This is a genomic window from Janthinobacterium darwini (assembly GCF_051380905.1).
Lineage (GTDB): Bacteria > Pseudomonadota > Gammaproteobacteria > Burkholderiales > Burkholderiaceae_D > Janthinobacterium.
Genome location: NZ_JBNYXX010000001.1, coordinates 244,586 through 268,301, shown reverse-complemented (window position 1 = coordinate 268,301; position 23,716 = coordinate 244,586). Strand labels below are relative to the sequence as shown.

The following is a 23,716-nucleotide window of genomic DNA, read 5'->3' as shown; positions in this document are numbered from 1 at the left end:
ATGACGCACCTGAACGAACTACCGTTTGCCACCTTGCAGTTCTACACGACGGCGCCCTACCCGTGCAGCTACCTGGACGACCGCCAGGCCCGCTCGCAGGTGGCCACGCCTTCGCACCTGATCAACAGCGACGTGTATTCGGAACTGGTGCGTAACGGCTTTCGCCGCAGCGGCATTTTCACCTACCGCCCGTATTGCGACGGCTGCCAGGCCTGCATCCCCGTGCGCGTGGTGGCGCAATCCTTCACGCCCAACCGCAACCAGCGCCGCGCCTGGAGCCGGCATGCCGACCTGCAGGCGGGCGTGGCCACCCTGTCCTTTCTTGACGAGCACTACGAGCTGTACCTGCGCTACCAGAGCACGCGCCACGCGGGCGGCGGCATGGACCAGGACAGCCGCGACCAGTACGCGCAATTTTTGCTGCAAAGCCGTGTCAACACGCGCCTGGTGGAATTCCGCGAGCCCGATGGCACGCTGCGCATGGTCAGCATCATCGACGTGCTGGCCGATGGCCTGTCGTCCGTCTACACTTTTTTTGATCCCGACGTGCCGGGTGCCTCATACGGCACCTACAACGTACTGTGGCAAATCGCCCAGGCGCGCGAACTGAACCTGCCGTATATCTACCTGGGTTACTGGATCGCGCAAAGCCCGAAGATGGCCTATAAAATCAACTTCAAGCCACTGGAAGCGCGCATCAAGGGGCAGTGGGTAATCCTGTAACCCAGGGGTCAAGCAATGGTGTCGGATTACGCTTCGCTCATCCGACCTACAGGGTGAATCGAACAGTGCAAGGCAGGTCGGATTAGCGCAAGGCGCGTAATCCGACACATTGTTGGCGGCACACGTCGGATTACGGTGCTTCGCGCCTAATCCGACCTACTTGCTCTTGTCCGAAAACGCCGGACGCTTGGGCTGCACGGGCGGGTTCTTCGCCAGTTCGGCCTGGATCACCTCGATCGCCATATCCAGCTGCGGATCGCGGCCGGCGATAACGTCGGCTGGCGTCTGCTCGACTTCGATATCGGGTGGCACGCCTTCGTTTTCCACGCCCCAGCCGTTTTCGCGCGTCCAGAAGGCAAGGTTGGGTGCAGTGATGAAGCCGCCGTCCATCAGCACGGGAAAGCCCAGCACGCCCACCAGGCCGCCCCAGGTGGCCTTGCCGATCAGCGGGCCCATGTTGTTTTTGCGGAACATCCACGGCAGCAGGTCGCCGCCCGAGCCGGCCGTCTCGTCGATCAGCATGGCGCGCGGCCCCTGGATGGAGGCCGACGGCGTCTTCATGTCGGCGCCGTAACGCATGGTCCACCATGCGATTTCCTTCTTCTGCAGGATCTCGATATAGTAATCGGCCACGCTGCCGCCGCCATTGAAACGCTCGTCGACGATGATGGCCTGCTTGTCCGCCTGCGGGAAGAAATAGCGCTTGAAGTAGGTGTGGCCCAGGCCTGCCGTATTGGGTACGTACACGTACGCCACCTTGCCGCCGGTTGCCGCATTGACCTTGCGCATATTGCCTTCGATCCAGTCGCGGTTGCGCAAGGCATCCTCCGTCGGCACGGGCACCACGGTAATCGTGCGCGCGCCCTTGCCGTCGGCCGATGGCCCCACCGTCAGGTCGATGGCTTTGCCAGCCGTGTTTTCAAACGCGCTGTACAGATTGGTAGGCGGCAACAAAGGACGGCTATCGACGGCCAGCAGGTATTCGCCCGCCTTCACATTCAGGCCGGGCTCCGTCAGCGGTGCGCGCAGGGCCGGGTTCCAGTTCAAGCCGCCATACACCTTCTTGAAACGGTAATGGCCGTCGCTGACCTCGTAATCGGCGCCCAGCAATCCCCCCGGCACCTTCTTCGCCTCGATAAAATCGTCGCCGCCGCCACTGCGGTGGTGGCCCACGGCCAGTTCGCTGCACATCCACTGGATCAGGCGGTTCAGGTCGGCGCGGCTGGACAGCTCGGGCAGGAAGACGGCGTACTTGTCGCGCATGGCCTTCCAATCCACGCCATGCATGCCCGGATCATAGAAATAGTCGCGGTTGATGCGCCACACTTCATTGAAAATCTGCGTCCATTCGGCGCGCGGATCGGCTTTCACTTCGATGGCGTCGACCTTGATCTTGCCCTCCCCCGGCGCCAGCAGCTTGCCCGTGGCGGAGCCCATGGCCCAGTTGTCCTTTTGACGGTACAGCAGCTTCTTGCCGTCGGCCGACACTTCGAAATCGTCGGCCTCGGCCACCACAGTTTCCGCCTTGCGCTCCTTCAAATCAAAACGCTGCACGGCCTTCTTGCCGTCGCTTTCGCGAAGCAGGAATATCTGCCCCGCAGCGCCAGCGGCCAGGCTGGAGAACTGCGCGGCCGGCAGCGGCAGATCGACGATGCGCGTGGCGATGCCGTCAAAATCGATGGCTATCGGCGCCACCGGCGCCACGGCCACTTTCGGATCGTCGCGGCCCGTCTTCGGATCGACCTTCGGTTCGCTCTTCGCTTCCGGTTCCGCCTTCGCCGTGTCTTTTTTACTCTCTGCGCTGGCGGCTTTCTCTTCGTCGCTTTCCTTGATCAGGGGCGACGGCAAGTCGCGCCGCAGCACGGCCATCCACACGGTGCGCGTCACCAGGTTGTCTTCATTCTGCTGCGAGAACCAGTTGTTGCTGGGGCCTGCATTCGTCGAAGCGAAGAAGTACAGGTATTTGCCGCTCTTGTCGAACACGGGTTCGGCCACGTCGGACAGGCCATCGGTCACAGGCATCGACTTGTTCTGCTCCACGGAATAGATATACGCGCTGCGCGTGTAGGTAGGCGAATTGAGCGTGTAGGCCAGCCAGCGCGAATCGGGCGCCCACGAGGCGCGCATGCTCTTGTCGACGCCATACATCGGTTCTGTGGCGACCTTTTGCAGCTTGCCCGTGCCGACGTCGATCACGTACATGCTCCAGCCATTGTCGGCAAAGGCGATCTTCTTGCTGTCGGGCGACCAGACGGCGTTGTCGTAAAAGCCGCTGCCATTGAGCTTGAATTTTTTCACCGCGCCCTTGCCGTCCTGGGGCCGCACATGCAGCGCGTATTCGCCCGACTCGTCCGAGAAATACGCGACAGAGCGGCCATCGGGCGACCAGATGGGCGTGCGCTCGTGGGCGCCGGCCGTCTGCGTCAGGTTGCGCACGTCGCCCTTGTCGGCGGGGATGGTGACGATCTCGCCCCGATATTCAAAGGCGACCCTGGCGCCCGATGGCGAAATCGACGCGTCGCGGATGTATTTCGCGTTCTTGACCCAGCGGGGGCGCGTCTGCCCCAGGTCGCTGGCCACGGCGATACTCAGCTTGCGCGCCTGGCCGCTGGCGATGTCAAACGAGTGCAGATAGCCAGCCTGCTCGTAGACGATGGTGCCATTCGCCGCAGAGGCATTCAGTACGGGGAAATCCGCATGCTGCGTCAGCTGGCGCACGGCCTTGGTCTTCACGTCGTAGGCAAACAGGTTGAATTCGCCGTTGCGGTCGGAGCGGAAGTACACGGTGTCCTTGATCCACATCGGGTCGACGTCGTTCGAGCGCGTGGTCGGCTGGGGGATTTTCTCGATGGATTTATCGCTGGACGAAAACAGCCACAACCAGGAATTGGTGCCGCCCCGATAACGCTTCCACTGCTTGAAAGCGGGCATCAGGGGGTTGTACGCAATGCGCTTGCCGTCCGGAGAATACGTGGCGCGCGATGCGTTGGGGATTTCCAGCTGGGTTTCTACTCCGCCCGTCACCGGCACCGTAAACAGCTTCTGGAAGCGGTTGTTGAAGGCGGCGCGGGGCGAAGTGAACATTACGGCCTGGCCATCGGGCGTGAACGATTGCGCCAGGTCAACGCCTGGGTGGAAAGTCAGGCGGCGTGGCACGCCGCCCGCCGCCGCGATCACATACACGTCGACATTGCCGTCGATGTTCGCGCTATACGCGATCTGGCTGCCGTCGGGCGAGAAGACGGGATTGGACTTGTCGCCCAGGTCGGAAGTGAGGCGCCGCGCGCCGCCGCCGTCCAGGTTGGACAGCCACAGATCGCCCGCATAGATGAAGGCGATATGCCGGCTGGAAACGGCCGGTTCGCTCAGCATGCGGGTGTCTTGCGTATTGGGCAGGGCCAGGGCCGGGTGGCTCAGCAGCAGTGCGCTGGCGGCCGCGATGGCCGTCAAGATGCGTGTCTTTTTCAATCGATGTCTCGCTTATGAAGTCAACAGAACAGAGAAGAAACAGGAAAGTCCAAGGTCGAATGCAAATTATCAAGATCTCAATATTGCATTTCACCAACAGGAACTATACACCCGGCAGCCGCGCGGAACACGGTAAAATACGGCACTTATTTCGCGCGCAGCCAGCCCTCCCCGGTAGCCCGCACACCTACTCAAAGCGCCCCATGTCTGAAAAATTCCTGTACTCCCTCGCCCGCCCGCTGCTGTTTTCGATGGATGCCGAAGCGGCCCACCATCTCACCCTGCCCGCCCTGAAACGCGCTAGCGCGCTGGGCCTGACGAAGCTGGCCGGCAAACCTGCCGCCGACCCGCGCACGGTGATGGGCATCACCTTCCCGAATCCCGTGGGGCTGGCAGCCGGCTTGGACAAGGATGGCGCCTACATCGACGCGCTGGCCGACCTGGGTTTCGGCTCCATCGAAGTCGGTACCGTCACACCGCGCGCACAAGCGGGAAATCCGAAACCGCGCATGTTCCGCCTCCCGCAGGCGCAAGGCATCATCAACCGCATGGGTTTTAACAATGGCGGCGTGGACGCGTTTGTGGCGAATGTGCAGGCGTCGAAGTTTTACCAGGACCGCGCCGGCGTGCTGGGCCTGAACATCGGCAAGAACGCCGACACGCCCATCGAGCGGGCGGCCGACGACTACCTGCTGTGCCTGGAAAAAGTCTACCCCTACGCCAGCTATGTGACGGTGAATATCTCCTCGCCGAACACCAAGAATCTGCGCCAGCTGCAGGGCGCGTCCGAACTCGACGCCCTGCTGTCGCAACTGAAGGAAGCGCAGGCGCGCCTGGCGGACAAGCACAAGCGCTACGTGCCGCTGGCCCTCAAAATCGCGCCGGACATGGATGGCGAGCAGGTGAAAAGCATCGCCGAGTCGCTCACGCGCCACCGCATCGACGGTGTCATCGCCACCAACACGACCCTGTCGCGCAGCGCAGTGGAAGGCATGCCGCACGGTGCGGAAGCGGGCGGCCTGTCGGGCGCGCCCGTGTTTGAGCTATCGAACAATGTCATCCGCCTGCTGAAGGCGGAACTGGGCGACGCCCTGCCCATCATCGGCGTGGGCGGCATCATGCAAGGCAAGGATGCCTTGGCCAAGTTCGAGGCGGGCGCGCAGCTGGTGCAGCTGTACAGCGGCCTGATTTACGCCGGTCCGGCCTTGATCAAGGATTGCGCCCGCGCGCTGCGCGGCAAACAGCCAGCATGATGGATAAGGTCAGACTCGGCTCCAGCAGCCTGGAAGTCAGCAGGATCTGCCTGGGCACGATGACCTTCGGCGAACAGAATTCGGAAGCCGAAGCGCACAGCCAGCTCGATTACGCGCTGGAACGGGGCATCAACTTCATCGACACGGCGGAGATGTACCCGGTGATGGCCAGCGCGCAGACGCAAGGCAGCACGGAACGCCATATCGGCAGCTGGCTGAAGAAAAGCGGCAGGCGTGGCGACATCGTGCTGGCCAGCAAGGTGGCCGGGCCGAACTCGCGCATGCACTGGATACGCAAGGGCAAAACGGACCACGACGCGGTCAACATCCGCGCCGCCGTCGAAGACAGCTTGCGCCGGCTGCAGACGGAGCACATAGATCTGTATCAATTGCACTGGCCCAGCCGCAACCTGCCCATCTTCGGCGCCAGCGTGTATAACCCCCGCAAGGAACATGCCTCGGTGGCCATCGAAGACACCCTGGCCGTGCTGGGCAAGCTGGTCGAGGAAGGCAAGATCGGCCACATCGGCGTGTCGAACGAATCGTCGTGGGGCGTGTGCGAATACATCAAGCAGGCGGAACTGAAAGGCTTGCCGCGCATCGTATCCATCCAGAACCTGTACAACTTGACGGCGCGCCATTTCGAGACAAGCCTGCTCGACGAAACCTGCCACCGGGAAAATGTAAGCTTGCTGGCATACAGCCCGCTGGCGTTCGGTCAACTGACGGCGAAATACCTCGACGATCCACAGGCCAAGGGCCGCCTGACGCGCTTCCCGGCCGGCTGGAGTCCCCGCTACGTGCGCCCCGCTACCATAGCGGCAGCCAGCCAGTATGCGGCGCTGGCCCGCGCGCATGGCTTGAGTCCGGCGCAACTGGCGCTGGCCTGGTGCTACTCGCGCTGGTTCGTGGCCTCGACCATCATCGGCGCCACCAGCGTGGAGCAGTTGCAGCAAAATATCGATGCCCATCAAGTCACCTTGTCGCCGGAACTGGTGGCGGCCGTCGACGCCATCCACGCCAAAACGCCCAATCCGGGACAGTAAGCAAGCGCCCTCCGCCTGGCGGTGCATGCCGCCGCCAGACTACCCTCTCTCATCGCACATAGTCGTATTTATACAACAGCCAGCAATTTACTGCTGTGCAGCATTGCAGCCTTGCCATGCCCGGTCGTATGCTGGAAATGAGGCCATATGCGCTACTCGCGCCATTTCGACGTCTTTCAGATATTTATTACATATCGATAGACAGAACGATTCGTAAGCACGCCGCGTGCCCACTGTTAATCTGATTGCATCACCGGACCGCCATGGTTCGCGCAACCACCAACCGAAGAGATATTGTCGATGAGTTCAAGCACCGCCCGTTCCCAGCTTCCCGCCCTCCCCGTAAAAACCGTTATCGCCGCCAGCCTGATCGCCTGCTTCAGCCTGCCAATGCAGGCGCAAGCGCAGCAAGAACTGCCGGCCGAAGGCGAATTGCAATCGGTGGTGGTCACCGGCACCTTCGCCAAAAACCGCCGCACCATCGATTCCGAATCGCCGATCGACATCCTTACCTCGCGCGACCTGCAAAGCACGGGTTCGGGCGAGCTGGCCACCGTGCTGGCGCGCCTGCTGCCATCGCTGAACTTCGCCCGCGCCACGGGTGCCGACGCCAGCGACGCCGTGCGTCCGGCCCAGCTGCGCGGCCTGTCGCCCGACCAGACGCTGGTGCTGGTGAACGGCAAGCGCCGCTATACCTCGGCCGTCGTCAACGTCAACGGTTCCCTGGGCCGCGGCTCGGCGCCCGTCGACCTGAACGCCATTCCCCTGGCCGCCATCGACCACGTGGAAGTGCTGCGCGATGGTGCGGCGGCCCAGTACGGCTCTGACGCGATTGCCGGCGTGATCAACATCATCCTGAAAAAAGGCGCGGCCGGCGGCGATATCGAAGTAGGCTATGGCCAGACGCAGGAACGCGACGGCAAGCAAAAATCCATCAAGGGTTCGGCCGGCTTCGCCCTGGGCGACGACGGCTGGGTGCGTGTCTCGGCGGAAGTGGCCGAACGCGATCCGACCAACCGCGCCGGCGCCGATTTCCGCAATCCGCTGGAGCCGCGCTATGGCAAGGTCAACCAGCGCTATGGCGACCCGGAAAGCAAGCCGGCAACGATTTTCCTCAACAGCGAATACCACATCAATGATAATGTGGACTGGTACGCCTTTGGCAACTTCGGCAAGCGCGACACCTCGGCCGCCGCCACCTGGCGCACGGCCCTGATCCAGGACCCGAATAATTCGAAGCTGTTCGTCCAGCGCACGCCGCTCTTCCCGGAAGGCTTCTTGCCGTTGCAAAACAGCACTCTGACCGACCAGTCCATCGTCACGGGCTTGCGCGGCGAGGCGGCCGGCTGGCGCTGGGATGCCAGCATCAATTACGGCAGCAACAAGTTCGAACTGGACCTGGACAATACGGTCAACCAGTCGCTGGGCGCAAACAGCCCCACGCATTTCTATGCCGGTTCGCTGAAAAATGAACAGACCGTGTTCAACCTCGATGCGGCGCGCGAATTTCCCGTCTCTTACTTTACGGGACCGCTGACTGTAGCTGTCGGTGCCGAAGCGCGCCATGAAAAGTACAGCATCGGTGCCGGCGACGAAGCGTCGTACACGGGTGGCGGCTCGCAAGGCTTTGCCGGCTTCCGTCCTGCCAACGCAGGCAGCCACTCGCGCCACAACGAGTCGATCTATGTAAACCTGGAAGCGGAAGCGACGAAAAACCTGTCCGGTGGCGTAGCCCTGCGCCATGAGCGCTACAGCGACTTCGGCAGCACCACCTCGGCCAAGGGTTCGGCGCGCTACGCGTTCAGCGATGCCCTGTCGCTGCGCGGCACCGTGTCGAGCGGTTTCCGCGCGCCATCGCTGGCGCAGCAGTACTACACCATTACCACCACCAACTTCCAGGTCGTCAACGGCGTCAACACGCCGATCGAGACGGGCACCTTCGCCGTCAACACGCCGCAGGCGCGCGCCCTGGGCGCACAGGATCTGAAACCGGAAAAGGCCCGCAACTACAGCCTGGGCCTGCAGTTCCAGCCTAGCCGCAACTTCACGACGACAGTGGACGCCTACCGCATCGACATCGACAACCGCATCCTGTTCTCAGCCAATCTGGTCCTCAGCAATGCTTTGAAGAACATCCTTGCTGCGCAGGGCACGCCGGTGGGTTCGGGTCGCTATTTCACCAACGCCGTCGATACGCGCACGGAAGGCGTGGACATCGTCAGCACCTACCGCATCGACCTGCAGGACAAGGACCGCCTGGACCTCACCGTGGCGTACAACCATAACAAGAGTACGGTACAGAAAATCGCCGACAATCCGGCCATCCTGACGGCCAACAACCTGAAACTGATCGACCGCCAGAGCATCGACCGCATCACGGTGGCGTCGCCAAAGGACAAGTTCAGCCTGGCCGCCGACTACGGCTTCGGCATCTGGAATGCACACGGTGTCGTGACGCGCTACGGCAGTTTCACCGTGCCGCAAAACGATGTCAAGCTGGACCAGACGTATGATCCGCAATGGGTGCTGGACGTGTCCGGTTCCGTGAAACTGGGCAAGAACTGGCGCCTGGTGGCCGGCATCGACAACGTCACCAACCGCTACCCGGCGCAAGTGACCAGCAACGGCAACCTGAACGTCAACGGCACCCAGCCCTACAGCATCTTCGCGCCGAACGGTTTCAACGGCCGCTATTACTATGCCAAGGCGGGTTATAGCTGGTAAAAGCTGCTGACAGCAACGCAGCATATAGAACGGGAGGCATTTGCCTCCCGTTTTTTATTGCGGCCTATGACATCAAATAAAGCACTGGCGTACGGGTGGCCATCCTGGCAGGCAATCGGCTACCATGGACATTCCCCCAACTCTGACGACGGAATACCATGCCCAGCTGGCATCTGACCGACGCCGCCGATCTGGCAGCGCGCCACCCTTACACCTTCTATAAATCGCCGCCCGAGGCCATCGCCCAGGTACGCCCCGGCGACGTGGTCAAGCTGATCTTCGCCTTCCACAGCGACGATCCGCAGGCACCGGGCGCCGAGCGCATGTGGGTGCTGGTGGAGACGATCGAGCCGCATGGGCATTTCACGGGCAAGCTCGACAACATGCCCGGCTACATCGCCGATTTGCACGCCAAGGACCCCGTCGATTTCGAAGCGCGCCACATCATCAATACGCAGCACGACGATGACGATAACCTCGTCAACCGCTATGCGGGCCTGTGCTTCGTCACCAAACGCGTGCTGGAAGATGGCGCGCCCGTCGGCTATCTGTACCGAGAAGACCCCGACAACGACGACGACAGCGGCTGGCGCTTCACGGCCAACGACGAAAGCGATGACTACATCAACGACAGCGCCAACGTGGCCCTCGTGTCGCTGGGCGCCGTGCTCAGCGTGGACGACCGTTTCATCCGCCTGCTGGATTCTCCGGCCGGGTCAGCCTATGCTTTCGACCACAAGACGCAACAATTCATGGCGGTTGACGAATGACTAGCGATGAACTGAAAGATTTTTGCGCAGCCCTGCCCGGCGCGCAAGCCGTGCTGTACGGTGCGCCGTCGAACATCCTCGTGGTTGAAGTGGGCGGCAAGAAGTTTGCCTATTTCAAGACCAGCATGCCCGAGCAGTGGCGCTTCAGCCTGCGCGTCAGCGCGGAGCGCTTTATCGAACTGACGGACATGCCCGGCGTCAAACCGGCCCGCTACATGGGCCGCTTTCACTGGGTCACGATCGTTGATGTAGTGCGCTTCCCGCCTGATTACCTGGCGGAACTGGTACAGGCTAGCTATGCGCGCGCCGTCGCCAGCCTGACGCGCGCGCAAAGGGCGGCGATCGCCTAGAGGGCGTCTTCTCCCGCCATGGCGCGGTCGATATCTTCGCGCGTCAGATCCGGCGCCAGCTGCAGGATAAACTCGTAGGCATAGGCGCGCAGATAGGCGCCGCGGCGCACGGCCAGGCGCGTCGTGTTGGTAGCGAACAGATGCGACGCTTCCACTGCCCTTAAACCCTTGTCGCGGCCATGGTCGAAGGCCATCGAGGCCACGATGCCCACGCCCAGGCCCAGCGCCACGTATTGCTTGATGACGTCAGAATCCATGGCCGTCAGGATGATGTCGGTGGCCACGCCCGCCTTGGTGAACGCATCGTCGATATGGCCCCGTCCCGTGAAACCCTTGTCGTAGGTAATCAAGGGATATTTCGCCAGGTCTTCCAGGCGGATGGGCGAGTGCTCGAGCAGCGGGTGGCCGTCCGGCACGACGATCAAATGGCTCCAGCGGTAGCATGGGAACGACACCAGGTCGGGGAACTGGCTCAGGCCTTCCGTCGCGATGCCGATATCGGTCTTGCCCGACAGCACCCACTCAGCAATGTGCTCGGGCGCGCTTTGTTGTAGCGCAATACGCACGTCGGGGAAGGCGGCACGGAAGCCCTGCACCACTTTCGGCAGCGCATAGCGCGCCTGCGTGTGCGTGGCCGCCACGGACAAAGTCCCGCTGGTCTGGCCGCTGTATTCGAGGCTGGCCTGCTGCAGGTTTTCCGCCTCGATCAAGAGACGGTCGACGATTTTCAGAATGCCCTTGCCCGGCTCCGTCAAGCCAGTCAAGCGCTTGCCGTTGCGCTCGAAAATCACCACGCCCAGCTCATCCTCGAGTTCGCGGATCTGCCGGCTCACGCCCGGCTGCGACGTGAACAGGGCGTTCGCCACTTCCGTCAGGTTATAGCCGCGGCGGGCCGCTTCGCGGATCGATCGCAGTTGTTGAAAATTCATAGTGTTCCAGCCTCTTAGGTTCTTGTCGGTTCAACGAACACGTGTAATCGTTTCGGGCGCACGACCAGGGTCTCGCCCTCTTTCAGCTGCAGATGGGTGAAGCGCTCGTTCGACATCACCGCTTCGATCAGTTCGCTGTTATCGATGCGCTGCAAGTCCAGCTGGGCCAGCGGGCCGATGGCATGCGCGCGGCTCAGCTTCACGACGATGCCTTCGGCACCCTGCGTGTAGCGGTCGATTTCCAGGTCGTGCGGACGCACATAGGCCGTGCCCTTGCTGTCGCTCACGCCCGCGTAATCAGGCACCTCGAAGCTGGCGTCGCCCGTGGCCATCACGCCGTCATGCACGCGGCCGTGGAACAGGTTGACGTTGCCCAGGAAGCCGTACACGAAAGGCGACGCCGGGTGGTTGTACACCTGCTCAGGGGAACCCAGCTGCTCCACGGTACCCTTGTTCATCAGCACCACCTGGTCCGCCACTTCCAGCGCCTCTTCCTGGTCATGCGTAACGAAAATGCTGGTGACATGCAAGTCGTCATGCAGGCGGCGCAACCAGCGGCGCAATTCCTTGCGCACCTTGGCGTCGAGCGCGCCGAACGGTTCGTCCAGCAGCAGCACACGGGGCTCGACGGCCAGCGCGCGCGCCAGGGCGATACGCTGGCGTTGCCCGCCCGACAGTTGCGGCGGATAGCGGTCGGCCAGCCAGTCCAGCTGCACCAGTTCCAGCAAATCTTTCACCTTGCGGCGGATCTGGTCTTCCGACGGGCGCTCGCTGCGCGACTTCACGCGCAAGCCGAAGGCCACGTTCTCGAACACCGTCATGTGCTTGAACAGCGCATAGTGTTGAAACACGAAACCGACTTGGCGCTCGCGCACGTGGCGGTTCGACGCGTCTTCCGCATCGAGCAGCACCTGGCCGCTGTCCGGATGTTCCAGGCCGGCGATGATGCGCAGCAAGGTGGTCTTGCCGCAGCCGGACGGGCCCAGCAGGGCCGTCAGTTCGCCGGCGGGAAAGTCCAGCGAGATATTATCGAGGGCGACGAAATCGCCGAAACGCTTGTGGATGTTTTTAACTGCGATGGTCATATCAGTGCTCCGTGGAACGTAAGGCGGAATCGTCGGCGTCGCTCTCGTTCAAACGCCACTCAATGAAAGCTTTCAGGGCCAGGGTCACCAGCGCCAGCAGGGCCAGCAGGGAGGCGACGGCAAACGCGGCGGCGAAGTTGTACTCGTTGTACAAAATCTCCACCTGCAGCGGCATGGTGTTCGTTTCGCCGCGGATATGGCCGGAGACCACGGACACGGCACCGAACTCGCCCATGGCACGGGCATTGCACAGGATCACGCCGTACAGCAGACCCCACTTGATGTTTGGCAAGGTCACTCTGCGGAAAGTATTCCAGCCCGACGCACCCAGCACGAGGGCGGCCTCCTCCTCTTCGCTGCCCTGCGACTGCATCAGCGGGATCAGTTCGCGCGCCACAAACGGGAAGGTAATGAAGATGGTGGCCAGCACGATGCCGGGCACGGCAAACAAAATCTTGATGTCGTGTTCCTGCAGCCATGGTCCGAACCAGCCCTGGGCGCCAAACATCAGCACATAGATCAGGCCGGAAATCACGGGCGAGACGGAAAACGGCAAGTCGATCAGGGTCAGCAGGATGCTCTTGCCGCGGAATTCGAACTTGGCGATGCACCAGGAGGCGGCCACGCCAAACACCAGGTTCAGCGGCACGGCGATGGCCGCCGTGATCAGGGTCAGCTTGATGGCGGAAATCGCGTCCGGATCGATGATGGCGGCGATATACGCTTCCCAACCCTTCTTGAACGCTTCCGCAAACACGGCCACCAGGGGCACGATCAAAAAGGTCGTCAGGAACAGCAAGGCGATGGTGATCAATACCGTGCGCACCCACAAAGGTTCCAGCACGACGGGACCGACATTCGGCTCAAAACGGCGCGCTGTCGGCCGTGCATTGTCCACGCCAGCGACGGCAGTCGTATTCGTACTCATGATTTCTTCGCCTTTCCGCGCGTCCATGCTTGCAGCAGGTTAATCGTCAACAACAGCAGGAAGGACACCACCAGCATCACCACGGCGATGGCTGTGGCGCCTGCGTAATCGTATTGCTCCAGCTTGGTAATAATGAACAGCGGCGTGATTTCCGACACCATCGGCATATTGCCGGCGATAAAGATCACTGAACCGTACTCGCCCGTGGCACGGGCAAAGGCCAGCGCAAAGCCCGTCAACAAGGATGGCAGGATGGTCGGGAAGATGACGCGGATAAACGTTTGCAATGAATTGGCGCCCAGGCTGGCGGCCGCTTCTTCCAGTTCCTTTTCCGCGTCTTCCAGCACCGGTTGCACGGTGCGCACGACAAACGGCAAGCCGATGAAGGTCAGCGCCACCACCACGCCCAGCGGTGTGAACGCCACCTTGATGCCCAGCACGCCTTCGATGAACTGGCCGAACCAGCCGTTCGACGAGTACAGGGCCGTCAGGGTGATGCCGGCCACGGCCGTCGGCAAGGCAAACGGCAAGTCGACCAGTGCGTCAATGATGCGCTTGCCGGGGAATTTATAGCGCACCAGCACCCAGGCCAGGATGCCGCCAAACACCACGTTCAATAGCGCGGCGATCAGCGAAGCGCCAAATGTCAGCCTGTATGACGCCATCACGCGCTCGGACGTGACGGCGCTGAAGAAGGCGTCCCATGTCATGGTGAAGGTTTTCAGGAACACCGACGACAGCGGAATGAGGACGATCAAGGCCAGGTAAAAGAGCGTGAAGCCCAGTGACAGCTTAAACCCCGGCATGACCCGAAACGGCGCTCCGCGCGCCTTGAGCGGTGCTGCTGATGCTGCAGACATAGAAACTCCTTCTTATTACATTTTTGAGTTATAGGGCGCAATAATCACATGCAATCGTTATAAAAAGAACTAACCATTTCTCATTTGCTTAGATGGATTTTGCATACTTGCTGGCAGAATCGACTGGCCAAAAAAAACGCACCGATGAGGTGCGTTTTTGCTTCTTAGACATATTTATACCCGAGACAAATGCTGGGGTCAGACCCGACGGGTCTGAGCCCGGAATTACTTGTTGGGCTGCGGCGTCAAGCGCAAGTATGGTTTCGCGGCCGTAAAGCCCTTCGGGTATTTCTGCTTGATCACGTCCGGGTCTTGCACGGTCAAGGGAATGATGACGTCGTCGCCATCTTGCCAGTTGCCGGGCGTGGCGACCGTATAGCCGTCCGTCAGTTGCAGGGCATCGATGACGCGCAGGATTTCATTGAAATTGCGGCCCGTGCTGAGCGGATACGTGAGGATCAGGCGTACTTTCTTGTTCGGGTCAATGATGAAGACGGAGCGCACGGTAGCCGTGACGGATTGCTCCGGATGGATCATGTCGTACAGCACCGACACTTTCTTGTCGACGTCGGCGATGATGGGGAAACCCACCACCGTGTTTTGCGTCTCTTCGATATCCTTGATCCAGCTCTTGTGCGACTCGGCAGCGTCCACGGAGAGGGCGATGGCCTTCACATTGCGCTTGTCAAATTCCGGCTTGAGCTTGGCTGTCAAGCCCAGTTCCGTGGTGCACACGGGGGTAAAGTCGGCCGGGTGGGAAAACAGCACCACCCAGGAATCGCCAGCCCACTCGTGGAACTTGAGCGTGCCGATCGAGCTGTCTTGTTCAAAATCAGGGGCGACATCGCCCAGGCGTAAGGTCATCGTAATCTCCTTGAAAAGTTATGTGGCAGGATGTTCGTCGTGTCAGGCTGCCTGACGGTGGCGTTTGTCGCTTTGCGCCAGATCAAACAGTGTCTGCAGTTGCGCCTGGCCGTAGACCCAGTCCCCCAGGCGCGACTCGGCGTTGATATGGCCCAGCGCACCGCCATCAATATACTTGCAATTCCAGCGCCGTGCCCACTGCGCCGCGTGTTCGGCCGTCATCCACGGGTCGGTCTGGCTGGCGATCAAGATGCCGGGGCAAGGCAATCGCTTTTGCGGCAAGGCTTTCGCTACGCCAAACTTGTCCGGATCGGCAGGCCCCACCAGCAGCACGCCGGCCACGCCCTGCGGGTCGCGGGCCAGGCTGTGCGCCGTCGTCAGGCAGCCGAAGCTGTGGGCGACGATCAGGATGGGGCGCGCATCTTGCCGCCGCACCTGATCCAGACGCGCCGACCAGGTGGCCAGGTCGGGCTCGTTCCAGTTGTCCTGCTCGACCCGCTCAAATTGCGGATACAGGCGCTGCCAGCGGCTCTGCCAATGCTCGGGGCCGCTGTTATGCAAGCCCGGCACGATCAGTACCCGGTAATCGGAAAAGCTGCGCAGCGCCATGATGGATCCCTTTTGGTAGCAGTCTGGCAATCGTCTCCGATTGCCATCCGACATTACTTGGGTTGGTAGATCTGGTCGAAGATGCCGCCGTCGGCAAAGTGCGCCTTCTGTGCTGCCGTCCAGCCGCCTGCCACTTGCTCGATGGTGAACAGGTTGACCTTGGCGAACTGGGACGCGTATTTCTTCGCCGCCTTGTCCGTGGCTGGACGGTAGTAGTTCTTGGCGATGATATCCTGCGCTTCGTCCGTGTACAGGTAGTTCAGGTAAGCCTCGGCCACCTTGCGCGTACCGTGCTTGTCGGCAAACTTGTCGACGACGGCGACGGGCGGTTCGGCCAGGATGCTGACGGACGGCGTGATGATGTCGAACTTGGTCGGGCCCAGTTCCTTGACGGCCAGGTAAGCCTCGTTTTCCCAGGCGATCAGCACGTCGCCGATACCGCGCTCAACGAAGGTGGTGGTGGCGCCGCGCGCACCGGAATCGAGCACGGGCACGTTTTTATACAGTTTGCCGAGGAAATCCTTGGCCTTGGCTTCGTTGCCGCCCGGCTGGCGCAAGGCGTAGCCCCAGGCAGCCAAATGGTTCCAGCGGGCGCCGCCCGAGGTTTTCGGATTCGGCGTGATGACGGACACGCCCGGCTTGATCAAGTCATTCCAATCCTTGATGCCTTTCGGGTTGCCCTTGCGCACCAGGAACACGATGGTCGAGGTGTAAGGCGAGCTATTGTGCGTCAAGCGCTTTTGCCAGTCGGCGGCCAGCAGCTTGTGTTCGGCCAGCGCGTCGATGTCATAGGCCAGGGCCAACGTGACGACGTCCGCTTCCAGGCCGTCAATGACGGCACGCGCCTGCTTGCCGGAACCGCCGTGCGATTGCTTGATCTTGACGTTGTCGCCTGTCTTGCCTTTCCACTCCTTGGCAAATGCCGTGTTCACATCCTGGTACAACTCGCGCGTCGGGTCATACGACACGTTGAGCAGGGTGATATCGGCAGCTTGCGCCGTTTGCAGAACGGCAAACGCGCTGAGGGCGGCGGCAATGATGATTTTTTTCGACAGCATCTAAGATCCCCGTATGGTTGAACTTTCAGAGCCACCAGATTACGGCGCAACGGCCGCAAAGAGAACGAAGCGTTTCGTCGTTTGATATGCGTTTTTCGCATATGGGCGGTGCGCAACGGGGATATAACGCTTAATAAAAGCGGTTGAACAATACAACGGCCCAGGTAGCAAAGGCCAGGATGCAAGTCAGCAGCACGGCGGCGCTGCCGAAGTCCTTGGCGTTTTTCGACAGAGGATGAAGCTCGAGCGAGATGCGGTCGACCACGGCCTCCAGCGCAGAGTTAAGCAATTCTATGATCAATACCAGCAGCAGCACGCCGATCAGCACCAGTTTTTCAAAGGCGGAGATGCGCAGCAGCAAGGCGATCACCGTGCCGACGACGAACAAGCCCAGCTCCTGGCGGAATGCATGTTCATGACGCCAGGCCGCCTTCAAGCCGTCGAGCGAGTAGAAAAAGGCGGAAAAAATCCGTTTCAAGCCGCTCTTGCTCTTGAATTCATTGACAGGTTGCATAGTTTTCCATGGTTCAAAGTACATCCAGCCGCCAATTATGACGGCCAATATGAGAATTGTGACAATTTATTCGCTGAATATCTCGGAACATTTCACTATTTTTTCACATCATGGTATAAAGAAGCATGAATACTGCATTGCACCAAATCCATCATGAAAATTGAACCGGTCGCAGCCCCGAAGACGACGATCCAGGTCATCGAACGCATGGTCGCCCTGCTCGATGCCCTGGCCAAATATTCCGACCCGGTCAGCCTGAAGGAATTGTCCAAGGTTTCCGGCCTGCACCCGTCGACGGCGCACCGCATCCTCAACGACATGGTGCTGACGCGCTTTGTCGACCGCATCGAACCGGGCACGTACCGCCTGGGCATGCGCCTGCTGGAACTGGGCAATGTGGTGAAAAGCCGCCTCAGCGTGCGCGAAGCGGCGCTTGACTTCATGCGCCAGCTGCACAAGAAAACCCAGCAAACCATCAACCTGTCCGTGCGCCAGGGCGACGAGATCGTCTACATCGACCGCGCCTTTTCCGAGCGCTCTGGCATGCAAGTGGTGCGCGCCATCGGTGGCCGCGGCCCGCTGCATCTGACTTCGACCGGCAAGCTGTTCCTGTCAGTCGATGAGCCGAAAGCCATCCGCGCGTACGCCACGCGCACGGGCTTGGCCGGACACAACAAAAATTCCATCACGGATCTGCAAAAACTCGAGCGCGAGCTGAGCCTGGTGCGCGAGCGCGGCTATGCGCGTGACAATGAAGAGCTGGAACTGGGCGTGCGCTGCATGGCCGCCGGCATCCGCGACGACTCTGGCAAGCTGATCGCCGGCCTGTCGATCTCGGCGCCAGCCGACCGCCTGCAAGATGAGTGGCTGGTGGACCTGGTCGAGACGGCGAACCAGATTTCTGTCACCTTGGGATTTATACCGCAGGACTAGACCACTGCCGCATAAAAATGTTCAGGGCAAGGCGCACTAACGAAGACAGTACGACTAGTACGGCGAGTTAGTGCAACGCTGCCATGGGCATTCGCATTGAAACTTAATTAACCGCCAGGCAAGCTCATGTTGGCAGGCTTGAGTGCTTCCAGCCACTTTCGCATGCGTCCCGCATCGGCCGTACGTGACTGTTTCCCTTTGGAATCGAGGAAGACCATGATCACGGCTCGTCCCTCGATGACGGCCTGCATCATCAGACAACGTCCCGCTTCATTGATGAAGCCCGTCTTTTGCAAGCCGATTTCCCAGCCCGGATTGGCCACCAGGTGATTCGTATTGCCAAACTGCATGGGCTGGCCACTGGCCTCGACGATGGCTTTCGGGTCCGTCGAGTACTCGCGCAGCAATGGATGGCGGAAAGCGGCCATGGCCAGCTTGCCCAGGTCGCGCGCGCTGGCCACGTTCATTTTCGACAAGCCGCTGGAATCGACATAATGCGTATCGAGCATGCCCAGCTGGCGCGCCTTGCTATTCATGGCGTCGACAAAGGCCGGCAAGCCGCCCGGATAATTGCGGCCCAAGGCCGAGGCGGCGCGGTTTTCCGAGCTCATCAGGGCAATGTGCAGCATATTGCCACGCGTCAATTGCGAGCCCACTTTCAGGCGTGAGCTGCTGAACTTGGCACGGTCGACATCCTCGTCCGTGATCGTCAGCACTTCATCCATGTCCTGGCGCGCTTCGACCACCACCAGGCCCGTCATCATCTTGGTGATGGAGGCGATGGGCAAGGCCACATTGGAATTCTTTTCAAACAGCACTTCCGAATTGTTCTGGTCCAGCACCAGCACCACGCTGGACTTGAGGTCGAGCGGATCGCGCGTCAGGTTCAGGCCGGCCAGGTCGCCCATGGTGGGCATCGGTGCGGCCATGGGCACGGCCACGCTGCTGACTTTTTGATAGATAACCTTGCGTTTGCCACGCACCATGACGACCCGGCGCACGGTCTTTTCGCGCGGCGCGGCCGTCGCACCCTTGCGCAGCACGACTTTGACTTTCTTGGTGTTGTGTTTCTTTGCGGCTGAGGATTTGCCGTTCGCCTCCCTGGCGTGCACGGCCGCAGCCGGCGCCAGCGCAAACAGCAGGGAAGCCAGGATACCCAGCGCAAGTTTAAACTTAGCCATTCGATAATTCCCCGTGAAGCTGTTGCCTTATTGCAGTGTAGCGAAATGCAGAGTAATCGCAAGCCTATTTAACAGTTGGAACAGTATTTATTGCAGTAACGAAATACAAATAGTTATCTATCAGCAAACAAACCTCTCCTTAATCAGCTGATTGCTTGTGCAAATCGCCAGAGTGTCTATTTATCCATGAATTTAACAAAGCCCGCCAGCGGCTCGCGTTCCGTGTTCAAGCGGTTCTCGATCTTGTCCGGGTCGGCATAGCCGAGAGCCATGCCGCACACCACCATTTCGCTGGCCGGCACGCCCAGTTCCTCGCGGATGATGTCATGGTAGTGGATGAAGGCCGCTTGCGGGCAGGTATCGAGTCCCCGCGCGCGCGCCGCCAGCATGATGTTTTGCAAGAACATGCCATAGTCGAGCCAGGACCCCTGTTCCAGCACCCTTTCGATGGTAAAGATCAGGCCCACGGGCGCATCGAAAAACTGGAAATTGCGTCCATGCTGGGCCGCCATGCCGGCCGTGTCGCCGCGCTCCAGGCCCAGCAGCTGATACAGGTCCAGGCCGATCTTGCGGCGGCGCTCGATGAACGGCGCCGTCCACTGGCGCGGATAATACGTATACGACGCCGTGCGCGCGGGAGCGTCGGGCGCCTTGGGTGCGGCATAAGCGTCGAGGATGCGGCGCGACAGGCGCAGACGCGCTTCACCCGACAGCACATACACTTTCCACGGCTGCATGTTGGCGCCCGACGGCGCGCGCGCCGCCACCTCCAGGATGCGCGCAATATCGTCTTGCGCCACCGGCGTGGGCAAAAAGGCGCGGATCGAGCGACGCGACACAATGACGGCGTCCACGGCTTGCTGCGCCGACGGTGTTTCAGATACTTGTTTGCTCACTGCCCTGCTCTCCTGCTATTTCTTGACAACAAAAACCACGCCGACCACGGCTACCAGCATGCCGGCGATGCCCAGCATATTAAATGCTTCGCCAAACATCAGCCAGGCCATCACGGCCGTCGTGGGCGGCGTCAGGTACAGCAAGCCCGTCACCTTCGTCGCATCGCTGCGGCGGATCAGGGCGAACAGCAGGAATATGGCGCCGATGGACAGGACGAGTACAGACCACAGCAAGGCGCCAACAAAATTCGCCGTCCATTGGACGTTGCTGAAATGCAGGTCCAGACCTTCGTAATACAGGGCAAACGGCAACACGACCACGATGGAGGCGGCAAACTGCACCACTGTGCCCGTGCGCAAGTCGAATTGGGGACAGTGGCGTTTTTGATACATGGTGCCGGCCGTCATCGACAGCAGAGCGAACACGCACAGCAGCACGCTTTCCACGGTCAGGCCCACGAGATTGATCTTGGCATACACGACCAGAGCCACGCCCAGCAAGCCAAAGAATAGGCCCAGCCACTGGCGCGGGCGCACGGATTCGCCGATCAGGGGCGCGGCGCAGGCCGTCAGCACAGGCTGCATGCCCACGATCAGGGCGGACAGGCCGGCTGGCATGCCCAGCTTGATGGCGCACCAGACGCCGGCCAGATAGCCAGCCTGCATCAGGATGCCGGCCACGGCGATCTGGCGAAACTGTCCCACGGGCCACGGCGCACGCAACAGCAGCACCAGCGGCAGCAGGATCACCAGCACGCCCAGGAAGCGCAGCAGCAGGAAGGTCAGCGGCGGCGCGTACGGCAGGCCGAACTTGGCGACAATAAAACCTGTGCTCCATAACAACACAAAGAAACCGGGCAAGGCCATCGGCGCCAGGGTCGTCAAGAAAGGGGCTTTGGGGGCTTTGGGGGCTTTGGGGGCTTTGCCGCTGGCGGCGGCTGCGGCGGGAAGATTGGACATGGTATCAACTCGGGAAACGGGATCGGCACCGGGGCGCTTCGCCAGTGCGGGAGGCAAAGTCTAGCATGCTGCGCCGCAATCGTCCCCGCAGCCACTGGAAACGATAGTTTAAGTCCAAACTATTAACACACAGAAAGCAAATATTTCTCTTTAGAAACAAAGACTTTTGACGCAAATCTATTCAATTGTTGCATCGCACAAGAATCGCTTGACTTACGTTTTTTTCGCCGTAGAATAGGGTTTGTTGCGTTGCACAATTCTTGTTCAGCTTGAAAATTTAGATTCACCTGCTTTCCCAAACGGTACACGCAGCATCAAATTAACCAGATTTCGATTTTTTGGAGATTTATATGTTTTCAATTCCTGAGCAATTTTCGTCCGCTACCAAAGCCAACCTGGAAGCCCAATTCGCCCTTTTCTCGTCGCTGACGGGCAAAGCCTTCGAAGGCATCGAAAAGATCGTCGAACTGAACCTGACCGCTGCCAAGGCAACGCTGGAAGAATCGACCGCCGCCGCCAAGCAATTGCTGTCGGCAAAAGATCCACAAGAATTCTTCTCGCTGAGCGCTGCTCAAGCCCAGCCTAGCGCCGAAAAGGCCATCGCTTACGGTCGTCACCTGGCTGCCATCACGTCCGGCACCCAAGCCGAGTTCAGCAAAGCAGCTGAATCGCAAATCGCTGAAACCAACCGCAAAGTCCTGTCGCTGGTGGAAGAAGTGACCAAGAACGCGCCAGCCGGTTCGGAAAACGCCGTTGCCATCCTGAAAAGCGCCATCGGCAACGCCAATGCAGGCTACGAGCAATTCTCGAAAACCAGCAAGCAAGCCGTTGAAGCCATCGAAGCGAACCTGACTTCGGCCGTGAACCAGTTCACGCAAGCGGCTGAAAAGGTCGCGCCACGCACGGCTGCCAAGTAATTCTTGCGCGACCGCTACGGCGGTCCGCTGTTACCGGCTCCTCCAGGCATCCATCCTGCACTTCCCCGACGGATGCCATTATGCCCCAGCCTCGCTGGGGCATTTTTTATGCCTGAGCACTTCCTGAGCGCGATTACTCCCCCAGATACGCCGCCTTCACGCGCGGGTCGTCGAGCATGGCGGCCGCATTGCCGCCCATGGTGACCAGCCCGGAATCCATCACATAGCCGCGGTGCGCCGCCTGCAGTGCCAGGCGGGCATTCTGTTCGACCAGCAGAATGGTGATGCCTTCGGACGAGACCTTGCGGATCACCTCGAAGATCTTTTCGACCATGATGGGCGACAGGCCCATCGATGGCTCGTCAAGCAGCAGCAGCTTCGGATGGCTCATCAGCGCGCGCGCCATGGCCAGCATCTGCTGCTCGCCGCCGGAGAGGGTGCCGGCCATCTGCGCCGCCCGTTCCTTCAGGCGCGGGAATACGTCGAACCATTTCTCGATATCGGCCTCGACACCCGCCTTGTCCGTGCGCGTATAGGCGCCCATCATGAGGTTTTCGCGGATCGACATGCGGGTAAACACGCCCCGCCCTTCCGGCACCATGGCCAGCTTCCTTTCCACCAGGTGAAATGATTTCGTGCCCTTGAGCGATTCGCCCAGATAACTGATCGTACCTTCGATCTTGCAAGCAGGCAAAGTGCCCGTGATGGCTTTCAAGGTCGTCGTCTTGCCGGCGCCGTTCGCGCCGATCAGGGCGATCAGCTCGCCCTCGTTGACTTCCAGATCGATGCCTTTCACCGCCTTGATGCCGCCGTAAGCCACATGCAGGCCCGCGACCTTGAGTACGCTGTTGTTCAAGCCATTGTTACTCATGCGTGCGATCCCCCCAGATAAGCCTCGATAACGGCCGGGTTTTGTTGTATTTCTGCCGGCAAGCCTTCCGCGATGCGCTTGCCATACTCGAGCACCGTGATGCGGTCGCACAATCCCATCATCAGTTTCACGTCGTGCTCGATCAACAGCACGGTCTTGCCTTCGGCCTTGATTTTCACCAGCAACTCGCGCAGGGCCAGCTTTTCCGTGGCGTTCATGCCCGCCGCCGGCTCATCGAGGGCCAGCAGGGTCGGGTCGGTCGCCAGCGCGCGGGCGATTTCCAGGCGCCGCTGGTCGCCATACGACAAAAAGCGCGCCGTGCGGTTGGCGAACTGGGCGATGCCGACGAAATCGAGCAGCTCCATGGCCCGCTTGCGGATGGACGCCTCTTCCTCGCGCGCCGCCTTGTGGCGGAAGATGGCGCCGAACACGCCTTGGTGCGAGCGCACATGGCGCCCCACCATGACGTTTTCCAGCGCCGTCATGTCGCCAAACAGGCGGATGTTCTGGAAGGTGCGTGCAATGCCTGCCTTGGCCACCTTGTGCGGCGCGGAGGGTGAATACGGCTTGCCGGCCAGCTCGAAGGTACCCGTGTCGGGCTGGTACAGTCCCGTGATGACATTGAAAAACGTGGTCTTGCCGGCGCCGTTCGGGCCGATCAAGCCATAAATCTGGCCTTGCCGGATGGTAATGCCCACGTCGGTCAGCGCCTGCAAGCCGCCGAAACGTTTATTCACGCCGGCGATGTTGAGAATGATCTGTTCGCTCATGCTATCC

22 protein-coding genes are annotated in these 23,716 nt (G+C 60.7%); 8 read left to right on the top strand and 14 right to left on the bottom strand.

Features of this window, described 5'->3' with window-relative positions; translation table 11 throughout:
* Complete coding sequence (locus ACQ4WZ_RS01185) at window positions 1–723, top strand: arginyltransferase (RefSeq protein ID WP_101482462.1); 723 nt, start codon at window positions 1–3, stop codon at window positions 721–723.
* 156 nt (window positions 724–879) lie between these two features.
* On the opposite strand, the gene ACQ4WZ_RS01180 is transcribed toward ACQ4WZ_RS01185, so the two are convergent.
* Window positions 880–4,191, bottom strand: a complete 3,312-nt coding sequence (locus tag ACQ4WZ_RS01180) for a S41 family peptidase (RefSeq protein WP_436572387.1) — start codon at window positions 4,189–4,191, stop codon at window positions 880–882.
* Between the two features lie 203 nt (window positions 4,192–4,394).
* On the opposite strand from ACQ4WZ_RS01180, the gene ACQ4WZ_RS01175 reads away from it, so the two are divergent.
* The 5 genes from ACQ4WZ_RS01175 (at window position 4,395) to ACQ4WZ_RS01155 (ending at window position 10,334) form a co-directional block, all read left to right on the top strand.
* Entirely contained in the window at window positions 4,395–5,444 is a 1,050-nt protein-coding gene (locus ACQ4WZ_RS01175; RefSeq protein ID WP_101482464.1) for a quinone-dependent dihydroorotate dehydrogenase, read from the top strand.
* Window positions 5,444–6,490 carry an aldo/keto reductase gene (locus ACQ4WZ_RS01170; protein WP_436573846.1) on the top strand — a complete coding sequence of 349 codons (1,047 nt, stop codon included), beginning with the start codon at window positions 5,444–5,446 and terminating at the stop codon, window positions 6,488–6,490. Before ACQ4WZ_RS01175 ends, ACQ4WZ_RS01170 begins: the two co-directional genes overlap by 1 nt.
* A 300-nt stretch (window positions 6,491–6,790) precedes the next feature.
* Window positions 6,791–9,214, top strand: coding sequence for a TonB-dependent receptor plug domain-containing protein (locus ACQ4WZ_RS01165; RefSeq protein WP_436572386.1), 2,424 nt, complete (start codon window positions 6,791–6,793; stop codon window positions 9,212–9,214).
* Window positions 9,215–9,372: 158 nt separating this feature from the next.
* Entirely contained in the window at window positions 9,373–9,984 is a 612-nt protein-coding gene (locus tag ACQ4WZ_RS01160; RefSeq protein ID WP_436572385.1) for an immunity protein Imm33 domain-containing protein, read from the top strand.
* Complete coding sequence (locus ACQ4WZ_RS01155; RefSeq protein ID WP_101482467.1) at window positions 9,981–10,334, top strand: MmcQ/YjbR family DNA-binding protein; 354 nt, start codon at window positions 9,981–9,983, stop codon at window positions 10,332–10,334. Before ACQ4WZ_RS01160 ends, ACQ4WZ_RS01155 begins: the two co-directional genes overlap by 4 nt.
* On the opposite strand, the gene ACQ4WZ_RS01150 is transcribed toward ACQ4WZ_RS01155, so the two are convergent.
* The 8 genes from ACQ4WZ_RS01150 to ACQ4WZ_RS01115 form a co-directional block, all read right to left on the bottom strand.
* Complete coding sequence (locus ACQ4WZ_RS01150; RefSeq protein ID WP_101482468.1) at window positions 10,331–11,263, bottom strand: CysB family HTH-type transcriptional regulator; 933 nt, start codon at window positions 11,261–11,263, stop codon at window positions 10,331–10,333. The two genes, ACQ4WZ_RS01155 and ACQ4WZ_RS01150, sit on opposite strands and share 4 nt — an antisense overlap.
* Before the next feature lie 14 nt (window positions 11,264–11,277).
* Entirely contained in the window at window positions 11,278–12,348 is a 1,071-nt protein-coding gene (locus tag ACQ4WZ_RS01145; protein WP_096237561.1) for a sulfate/molybdate ABC transporter ATP-binding protein, read from the bottom strand.
* Window position 12,349: 1 nt separating this feature from the next.
* Window positions 12,350–13,276: a sulfate ABC transporter permease subunit CysW gene (cysW, locus tag ACQ4WZ_RS01140; protein ID WP_101484696.1), complete on the bottom strand. Its 927-nt coding sequence runs from the start codon at window positions 13,274–13,276 to the stop codon at window positions 12,350–12,352.
* The gene (gene cysT / locus ACQ4WZ_RS01135) at window positions 13,273–14,082 is read right to left on the bottom strand and encodes a sulfate ABC transporter permease subunit CysT (RefSeq protein WP_070224513.1); all 810 of its coding nucleotides are present in this window, start codon (window positions 14,080–14,082) and stop codon (window positions 13,273–13,275) included. The genes cysW and cysT overlap by 4 nt, the downstream gene beginning before the upstream one ends.
* A gap of 279 nt (window positions 14,083–14,361) precedes the next feature.
* Entirely contained in the window at window positions 14,362–15,000 is a 639-nt protein-coding gene (locus ACQ4WZ_RS01130; RefSeq protein WP_133989673.1) for a peroxiredoxin, read from the bottom strand.
* Between the two features lie 42 nt (window positions 15,001–15,042).
* Window positions 15,043–15,609: an RBBP9/YdeN family alpha/beta hydrolase gene (locus ACQ4WZ_RS01125; RefSeq protein ID WP_101482471.1), complete on the bottom strand. Its 567-nt coding sequence runs from the start codon at window positions 15,607–15,609 to the stop codon at window positions 15,043–15,045.
* 53 nt (window positions 15,610–15,662) lie between these two features.
* Entirely contained in the window at window positions 15,663–16,667 is a 1,005-nt protein-coding gene (locus tag ACQ4WZ_RS01120; RefSeq protein WP_436572384.1) for a sulfate ABC transporter substrate-binding protein, read from the bottom strand.
* Window positions 16,668–16,797: 130 nt separating this feature from the next.
* Entirely contained in the window at window positions 16,798–17,181 is a 384-nt protein-coding gene (locus ACQ4WZ_RS01115) for a diacylglycerol kinase (RefSeq protein WP_101482473.1), read from the bottom strand.
* Window positions 17,182–17,334: 153 nt separating this feature from the next.
* Between ACQ4WZ_RS01115 and ACQ4WZ_RS01110 the strand changes: the two genes are divergently transcribed.
* Window positions 17,335–18,114, top strand: coding sequence for an IclR family transcriptional regulator (locus tag ACQ4WZ_RS01110; RefSeq protein ID WP_046685991.1), 780 nt, complete (start codon window positions 17,335–17,337; stop codon window positions 18,112–18,114).
* A gap of 107 nt (window positions 18,115–18,221) precedes the next feature.
* On the opposite strand, the gene ACQ4WZ_RS01105 is transcribed toward ACQ4WZ_RS01110, so the two are convergent.
* The 3 genes from ACQ4WZ_RS01105 to ACQ4WZ_RS01095 all read right to left on the bottom strand — a co-directional run bounded on the left by ACQ4WZ_RS01105 (window position 18,222) and on the right by ACQ4WZ_RS01095 (window position 21,058).
* Window positions 18,222–19,295 carry a serine hydrolase gene (locus ACQ4WZ_RS01105; RefSeq protein WP_436572383.1) on the bottom strand — a complete coding sequence of 358 codons (1,074 nt, stop codon included), beginning with the start codon at window positions 19,293–19,295 and terminating at the stop codon, window positions 18,222–18,224.
* A gap of 176 nt (window positions 19,296–19,471) precedes the next feature.
* Window positions 19,472–20,191, bottom strand: coding sequence for a nitroreductase (locus ACQ4WZ_RS01100; RefSeq protein WP_101482476.1), 720 nt, complete (start codon window positions 20,189–20,191; stop codon window positions 19,472–19,474).
* A 15-nt stretch (window positions 20,192–20,206) separates the two neighbouring features.
* Window positions 20,207–21,058, bottom strand: a complete 852-nt coding sequence (locus ACQ4WZ_RS01095) for a DMT family transporter (protein ID WP_436573845.1) — start codon at window positions 21,056–21,058, stop codon at window positions 20,207–20,209.
* A 443-nt stretch (window positions 21,059–21,501) separates the two neighbouring features.
* Here ACQ4WZ_RS01095 and ACQ4WZ_RS01090 point away from each other — a divergent pair, with 443 nt between their 5' ends.
* Window positions 21,502–22,068, top strand: a complete 567-nt coding sequence (locus tag ACQ4WZ_RS01090) for a phasin family protein (protein ID WP_101482478.1) — start codon at window positions 21,502–21,504, stop codon at window positions 22,066–22,068.
* Window positions 22,069–22,201: 133 nt separating this feature from the next.
* Here the strand turns inward: ACQ4WZ_RS01090 and ACQ4WZ_RS01085 are convergent, their stop codons facing one another.
* Window positions 22,202–22,939 (bottom strand): ABC transporter ATP-binding protein, encoded by a 738-nt coding sequence (locus ACQ4WZ_RS01085; protein WP_373918065.1) that lies wholly within the window; start codon window positions 22,937–22,939, stop codon window positions 22,202–22,204.
* Window positions 22,936–23,709: an ABC transporter ATP-binding protein gene (locus tag ACQ4WZ_RS01080; protein ID WP_070281341.1), complete on the bottom strand. Its 774-nt coding sequence runs from the start codon at window positions 23,707–23,709 to the stop codon at window positions 22,936–22,938. Before ACQ4WZ_RS01080 ends, ACQ4WZ_RS01085 begins: the two co-directional genes overlap by 4 nt.
* Between the last annotated feature and the right edge of the window lie 7 nt (window positions 23,710–23,716).